The organism is Aliterella sp. E5.1, from assembly GCF_057473825.1.
In genome coordinates this window covers 1-7,181 of sequence record NZ_JBYCCV010000144.1, presented here as the reverse complement: position 1 = coordinate 7,181, position 7,181 = coordinate 1, and the positions used below count along the sequence as shown (strand labels likewise).

Below are 7,181 nucleotides of genomic sequence, written 5' to 3'. Positions count from 1 at the left end.
AGTTAGCCCGTCTCCTCATTTCTCCCACAAAGTTATTTGAGAGCATAGAGTCTTTTGTGGTACTGTATGGGTCTTGTAAAAAGACAAATGCCCTCAAGTAAGTCTGGTGCTTATGTTTTCTGCGTTATCTCTTTTTTCGGGTGCGGGCGGAATGGATATTGGCATTCGTCAAGCAGGCTTTGAGGTGCTGGCATGTGTTGAAGTCGATCCCCACTGCTGCCAAACCTTGCAAAATGCTATTAAGAGAGAAGGACTGAAAACTATTCTTTTCGAGAAAGATATAAGACAAATCGACCCGTCGCAGTTAAAGGCAGACTTGGGTTTCCAAGCTGGCGAGCTAGATTTATTGTCTGGTGGTAGTCCTTGTCAAAGCTTCTCTCAAGCGGGTAAACATGGCTCTTTAGATGATGAACGAGGTATGCTTCTATTTGAGTTTGTTAGATTTGCTAGAGCTTTAAAACCCAAGGTAATTGTTATTGAGCAAGTCAAAGGTGTGTTGAAAGCATTAGACCAGTTTGGGAAGGTTGGAGGTGTTTTTGACTCGCTTATTAGCCAGATTGAAGAATTGGGATATAAGGTAAAGGTACAAATAATCAACTCTGCAAATTATGGCGTTGCTCAAGCTAGAGAGAGAGTTTTTATAGTTGCTACAGAGAGCAAAACATCTTTTAATTTTCCATTGCCAACTCACGGGAAATCAGAAATTCAGTTTTCGTTATTTCCTCTGAGACAATGTACGACGGTTGGTGAGGCTTTAACAGGACTAGATAAGCCTTCAAAAGATAAGGATAACCAGCCTGAGGACAGCCATATAGATATAACGCCAGCAGGAGATAGAAGACGTATTCATGGAGTGCCTGAAGGTTCCTTTTTGGCTAGAGAGCTACATCTTCCGGCAAGCCAGAGATGTAAATTGACTAAAAAGGATACAACAAAATTTCGCAGGCTTTCCTTTTCTGAACCTTCACTAACCTTAAGATGTGGAGAAATTTTCTTTCATCCTATTGAAGATAGGTATCTAACACCACGCGAGTATATGCGTATTCATGGTTATCTTGATGACTACTTTCTGAAAGGACCTATTCGGGGACGTTCAGGAAGAGTCAGACATCTAGATCAACATCGCCAAATAGCTAATTCTGTACCTCCACCCGTTGCTTATGCTATTGCAAAAGAAGTCTTGGAATTTATAGCTACTGAAAAAGTTCTTAGTAAATCTTCAAAGAGAATGTTTGTAAGTGTCTAGCTGATAATGACATTGGAAGCAATACTCATTTATGCCTACGATCTATGAATTATTTGGGTTTCCAATAGATGACCGCAGTCAAGAAGTAGAGGCGATACGAAGATCTCGCCAATGTCCGTTTATGAGTGCAATTTGCGATGGCGGTGGCAATCGCTATCAGACCAAAATTAAGCTGACGCAGCAAGAACCATTAGCACACTACTTCAATAGTGACATTACAGAGGTAATACCTGGCGTATGTTCAATTCAAGCTGGTGAGGATGTCTGGGTCGTATGTCCACGAAGATTATTTGCTGCAAAGTTTGACGGTCAAGATCTTCCTCCTACGAATCGTGCTTTACAGCAATATGAGCGTGCATTGCTGATTCAGGCGGGTTTGCCTCACGAGACTGATATTGGTGCTTGGGCAGAAGTCTCTTTAAAGCATCGAGTAGAAGATGCTGAAATCAACTACCACTTTGACTATGTTTTAGCTCCACTGGCTGAAACCTCTCTCAAAAATCTACTGAAACAACGTGATTTCGTCGGCTCAACTGACAAAGATTTAGATGATCTCGTCAGAGTAGCAAAGAAAAGTGGTTATTTTAAAGACGCTCGGCGTGATTTGGAAGACATTTCAATTCTTCTTCCAGATCTTTCCAGTCTGTTCATCTTGGAAATTATGACTGCTAGCACAAGTGGCTCTAACACTGAAAATTCTACAGATATGCGGAATGCATTTCGTAATGCCTTGTTGGTCTCTGAGCATAGTAGTCCAGGAATTAATAAGCGCCAAGTTTGGGGACGTATGGTGACGCAGCTATTCGCAAAAACAGCACTATCTCACGAATGGGGTGGACAAACAATTTGGGTTATTCAAGATGCTTTACTTCACAATATCGAACTTACAACACGCCTAAAAACAGTTGATGTCCCAGACCATCCTCAACGGAACATTAGTTTAGTAATAATGCACTACTTGGCTGACTTAGATGGTAGACACGAGATATCACTCAAAAACGCTATAAATGGTGATGCAGGCATAGATTTTGATGGGAGTGATACCTTTACTGATATTTTATTACCCAAGCTAGCTCCTCCAAAAGTTGAACTATTGAAAGCAATCCTAAGGCGAAAGTTGGATGCTATATTCAAGCTGTGAAGCGGTCTAACAACGCGCTGGAGCGGACGGACGAGAGATCTTGGTGGAGTGCCGAAGTTATCTGTCGCCGCTCAGCTAAGCCGTTAGCATGCACTGATCGCTCGACGGTAGATTCTAGGATGGCGAGAGACCTCATCAGTGCGAAGACCCGCCAAGAGTTCCGCGAGTACTTCGTCTCGACTACTCTGGCGACCATCAACGATGCCTTCCGCGCGGAGGGCTTTGACGCTGACCTTGCACATGAACCTCCCGTGGGTGGGCAGCGTCGCACCCTTGTGGAGCAGTACTACTACTACTCCGTCAACTGGCGCGATCCCGAGCAGGTCGGACGGATCCTCCACGTCTACGAAGCCGTCCTCGTGAACCTCGATCTCGAGGCGTCAGGCAACGGCCATAACGCCGATTTGGCAAGGGAGAAGGCTGTTGCGCTCCGCAGGTGGCTTACTCGCGATGGCGTAAAGGAGGATGCCGGACGTCTCTTCCTACCCGGGCATCGTTCCTTGGACACCGCGTTGGCGTCCATCGACGCCCCGGAACTCCAGCGCCAGATCGACCGGATGCGGGCTGCGCTCGACACTGATCCCGGTCTCGCCATCGGTACCGCCAAGGAACTGGTGGAGACAACCTGTAAGACAATACTCACGGAGAGAGGAACCCCGCCGGACCCCGGCTGGGACGTCCCGCGCCTGGTTAAGGAGACCCGGAAGGTCCTCACTCTGCTTTCCACCGACATTGACGACGCCACGAAGGGTGCTGACTCCATTCGGCAGCTCCTCAGCAACCTCGGCTCGTTGGTGAACGGTCTCGCCGAACTCCGGAACCTCTACGGCACTGGACACGGGAAACATGGCAAGGCGAAGGGAGTCCACCCTCGTCACGCACGTCTGGCCGTCGGGGCTGCTGCGACCCTGGCTACCTTTCTTCTCGAGACCCACGAAGCGCGTGACTCATGACAAATCAGGAAGTGCGTGCTAACAAGGGGCTGAACCTGACGCCGAGGAGTGTAGTGCGCCCTAAAGGTTGGACAGGAAAAACAGGATTCTTAGTCAACCACCTCCTTGTTTGTATTAGATAAGCTGTGCTCTTTCAACCACTGAGCTTCAAACTCCCCTGGGGTCAGATAGCCCAAGGAAGAATGGATGCGCTTATGAAGATAGACCTGTTCTAGAAACTGACCGATGTGGTGATAAGCATCAGCAAAATTCTGGTAATCGGATAAGTCCACCTCCTCTTCCTTGATGGTGCGCATCAGGCGTTCAGCATAGCCGTTTTGCCTGGGTTGTCCGACCTCAGCCATGCTGATGGCAATTTGGCTTTCCCGCAGCCTTTGGACATAAGCCGTAGCCGCATATTGCACCCCTTGGTCAGAATGATGAATCTGGGGTTGATGATTAGCTAAGGCTTTATTAAGAGCAGTTAAACTCAGACCTTGACTGAGACTACGCCCTAGATGCCAGCCTCGGATACTGCGGGTAAAGACATCCATCACCACTGCCAGATAGATAAACTCCTGGTTGAGGCGAATGTAGGTGATATCTCCCACCCAAACCTGCTCCGGCTGGATTATTTCCAGCTTATGTACCAGATTGGGATAACGGCCAAAGCGATGGTTGCTGTTGGTTGTCCGGCAACGTCTGACAACTGGTTTGCCTTTGAGTCCTAAGTGCTCCATTAAGCGCCGGACTCGTTTGCTGTTAACAAGTTGTCCTTGCCGGTGCAGCATCGCGGTGATGCGTCGATAGCCATAGGTGGGCCATTGACCAGCTAAATCAGTAATCGCGGCTTGGAGCTGTGTTTCCTCCTGTGGCTGCTGGGAATGACGCTGGGCATAGTAGCTGCTGCGAGGATAGCCTAAAACCTCACAAACAACCTGCACTGGATACCGGGTAGTTAAGCTCATGACCACTTCCCGTTTTGGGTGGGACTCAACACAGCTGAAGCCTTTTTTGCAACTTCTAGCTTCAGGGTTAACTGACCCACAAGACGCTCTAGTTCGGCAATACGTCCTTGTTCCTGAGTTTGTTGCTCAGGGCACTCAAAGACGTGGTGGGCCTGCTGGAGAAATTCTCCTCTCCAGCGGGACAACACGGATAGATGAATTTGATGCTCTCGGCAGATCTCGGCTGGACTTTTAGTGCCGCTGATGAGTTCAAGCACTCGTTGGGCTTTGAATTCTGGGGTATAGTTTCGACGTTTTGCTGCCATTGGCTGGCTCCCTTATCTTGAACTAGGTTACTTGACTTAACCATCTGTCCAATCTCGGGGGCGCACTTCAATCGACTGAATCTGTGAAATGGCATCCTCTACATCGAGTTGTGACGATGCAGAGAGACAGCCCTGATTAACCCATTGGGCGAGTTTACTAAGAGTGGCAGTGGTCATGGTCGCGGCTCCTATGAATGTATAAAACTCGGATGTATACGTGTATGTCATAAAGAAAGAAAGTTATGACCCACCCTACTGATGCTTCGGGAGCGGAGCTAGTAGCCTCAGCGCGGGGTCTATTCACTTGTCTTGTCTCATCTATACCTAATATCTCACAACCCCACCTAAACATCAACCCCTAATAGATAGGGATAGCTAATAGGTAGACATAGATTGATAGCGCCCCTAACTCCTTTGCGGCAGGAATTGTAAAGAATCCCCCCCCCATTCATAGGCCAGCCTAACATCTACACCTAATAGGTAGAGAAAGGATGTAGCAGCAACCCAGAAAGCCATAGAGCCGTGTTCACTGTTCATGGAGGTTCTGATGAGTTATAAGTTAAGTTGTAGCTAATATGGCTTGTAAGTTGTAGCTAATATGGCTTGAATGGTCTGACCTAATTAGTCGTGATTGATTATGGAGACTGAAGTTAAGGAAGCAATCAATACAGCAGGATCTCAAAATCGGTTTTTGAGTTCAACTGAGATGTCATACATAGTCAGTTACTATGGTAGGCTTCAAAATAATTTAGATGCTGCTGGATATCTATCTAAAAATGCCCAGCGGTTGATAGATGGTGCTACTAATGTACTCATACAAAGATTTCCTTATCTCGTTGCTAACCCAGACTATAAAGTAAAGGTTTCTCAGAGTGTTTATGCCCTTAGTTTATATTTGCGAGAGGTTCAATACTGTCTGATTGCGGATAGCACCGAGCCATTGCAAGTGAGTATTCAATCCCACTCTAATAAATTCGAGGTCTTTTTTGGCTTATCGCCAAAACACTTTGTTGTTGCAATTCAATATATTCGAGAGCAGCTTGAAGGCGACGTTAATCTTAGTGAGCCTATAGCCAACACTATTAGTCTCTACCTAGACAATGTGCTTTGGGTACTGGATGATTTAAGAAAAAGTAAGGGAGCCGTTGACCAAGCTGATCCCCAACAAACTCAAAGTGAAGGCGACCAAGATTCTACTGAAGGGACTCCCTTCTGGCATCGGATTGTTGCTATTGGTGCTCAGATTCCCCAAGAGGCATGGGAGGCATTACCGAAGGATATGAGTCGGAATGCTGATCACTATCTTTACGGTACGCCCAAGGAAGAATGAGGCGGATATTTTTGGACACCTCGTATCTTCAAGCGCTTGCTAACCCCCATGATGGCCTACATCAACGGGCTAAAGATGTTTCCTCACGGTTAGGCAATTTTAGTGGAGTTACCAGTGAGATGGTTCTCACAGAACTACTTAATGCTCTGTCAGGTGAGCGACACCTTCGGCAGGTGGCTATCAATATGACTACTGCTTTACGCGGACAACCCGATATTGAGATTGTGGCTCAAAGCAGCGAGTTGTTTGAGGAGGCACTTAAGTTATATGAGGAAAGACCTGACAAGCGCTACAGTCTCACTGACTGTGCTTCAATGCTGATTATGAAAAGCCAAACCCTTTCGGAGGTGCTGACGCACGATAAGCATTTTAAGCAGGAAGGTTTTCAAGCTTTACTGAGAGATGACTGAGCTGAGATTCATCGTCATTATCTAGAGCTTAGAGAAGCTGGAGGGAACTTACTGGCCCTGTTCCGTCTCAGTTAATTCATCAAAATGTCCAATAAGATCCTCCAACGACTGGCTGGCTTGGATGGTTCTTACATTAAGTTTTCTTTTAGCCAGCGCTGCCACAGCCAGGGTTCCGTCCTAAGCATATAGATGATGCCTCAGTAGCCTAACCGCCTGCCTAACCCTTGTAGTTGTAATGTACAATACCTTATAGTTGTAATATACAATAAAGTAATACTGTGCTATTAGAGTTTCTTCACCCAAGGGGCATATTATGAGGCAAAATCAGCAAAGCATTTCCCACGTAGAGGAAAGTATCTTGATCGTCTTGGATGGTTCCGAGCTGTATGGATTGGAGATTATAAGTGCCCTTGAGGAGGGTAGTGGCGGAAAAATGAAACTTGGCTTTGGCTCTCTCTACCCAACGCTGCGGCGGTTAGAGAGCAAAGGATTTGTAGAAGCGCGTTGGGGAGACGAGGTTGTAGAAGACCGTGCAGGGGCTCGGAGAAAATACTACAAAATCAGTCCGAAAGGGGCACAGGCCCTTCAAGAGCTTCAGCAGATCCGAATAGGCTTGGCAAATGGAAGTTATGGACAGCCTGCCAGTGGTCTAACCCCCGCATAAGGCAATAACACATCTTGCGAACGCCCTCGGAGCCACAGAGCGATCGCAAAGAGATCGTATCCGTGGAGATCTAGGTGAGGCATTTTACTTCCCCGCCATCGGCAGCAGTGGGGCCACCCGCACAGACGGCCATCGCAGCCTTCCCCTCCTCCACCAAGCCATCAAGGGAATGTTTCACCCTTCCT

The 7,181-nt window shown here is 47.1% G+C and carries 7 protein-coding genes; 6 read left to right on the top strand and 1 reads right to left on the bottom strand.

Going from position 1 to position 7,181, the window contains the following annotated elements:
* Positions 1-112 precede the first annotated feature (112 nt).
* From AC2VE5_RS23290 to AC2VE5_RS23280, 3 genes are all read left to right on the top strand, one after another.
* A complete protein-coding gene (locus AC2VE5_RS23290; RefSeq protein ID WP_486890045.1) occupies positions 113-1,246 on the top strand; it encodes a DNA cytosine methyltransferase in 1,134 nt (377 codons plus the stop codon).
* Between the two features lie 31 nt (positions 1,247-1,277).
* Complete coding sequence (locus AC2VE5_RS23285; protein ID WP_486890044.1) at positions 1,278-2,387, top strand: hypothetical protein; 1,110 nt, start codon at positions 1,278-1,280, stop codon at positions 2,385-2,387.
* A gap of 119 nt (positions 2,388-2,506) precedes the next feature.
* Positions 2,507-3,340, top strand: coding sequence for an abortive infection family protein (locus tag AC2VE5_RS23280; protein WP_486890043.1), 834 nt, complete (start codon positions 2,507-2,509; stop codon positions 3,338-3,340).
* Between the two features lie 89 nt (positions 3,341-3,429).
* Here the strand turns inward: AC2VE5_RS23280 and AC2VE5_RS23275 are convergent.
* A protein-coding gene (locus AC2VE5_RS23275; protein WP_486890042.1) for an IS3 family transposase occupies positions 3,430-4,592 on the bottom strand; the annotation gives its coding sequence in 2 pieces (ribosomal slippage) (positions 3,430-4,304 and positions 4,304-4,592; 1,164 coding nt in all).
* A 637-nt stretch (positions 4,593-5,229) separates the two neighbouring features.
* Here AC2VE5_RS23275 and AC2VE5_RS23270 point away from each other — a divergent pair.
* From AC2VE5_RS23270 to AC2VE5_RS23260, 3 genes are all read left to right on the top strand, one after another.
* The gene (locus AC2VE5_RS23270; RefSeq protein WP_486890041.1) at positions 5,230-5,922 is read left to right on the top strand and encodes a globin family protein; all 693 of its coding nucleotides are present in this window, start codon (positions 5,230-5,232) and stop codon (positions 5,920-5,922) included.
* On the top strand, positions 5,919-6,332 hold the full coding sequence (locus AC2VE5_RS23265; RefSeq protein WP_486890040.1) for a type II toxin-antitoxin system VapC family toxin: 414 nt from the start codon (positions 5,919-5,921) through the stop codon (positions 6,330-6,332). The genes AC2VE5_RS23270 and AC2VE5_RS23265 overlap by 4 nt, the downstream gene beginning before the upstream one ends.
* A gap of 313 nt (positions 6,333-6,645) precedes the next feature.
* Positions 6,646-6,996 carry a PadR family transcriptional regulator gene (locus AC2VE5_RS23260; RefSeq protein WP_486890039.1) on the top strand — a complete coding sequence of 117 codons (351 nt, stop codon included), beginning with the start codon at positions 6,646-6,648 and terminating at the stop codon, positions 6,994-6,996.
* Positions 6,997-7,181: the final 185 nt, after the last annotated feature.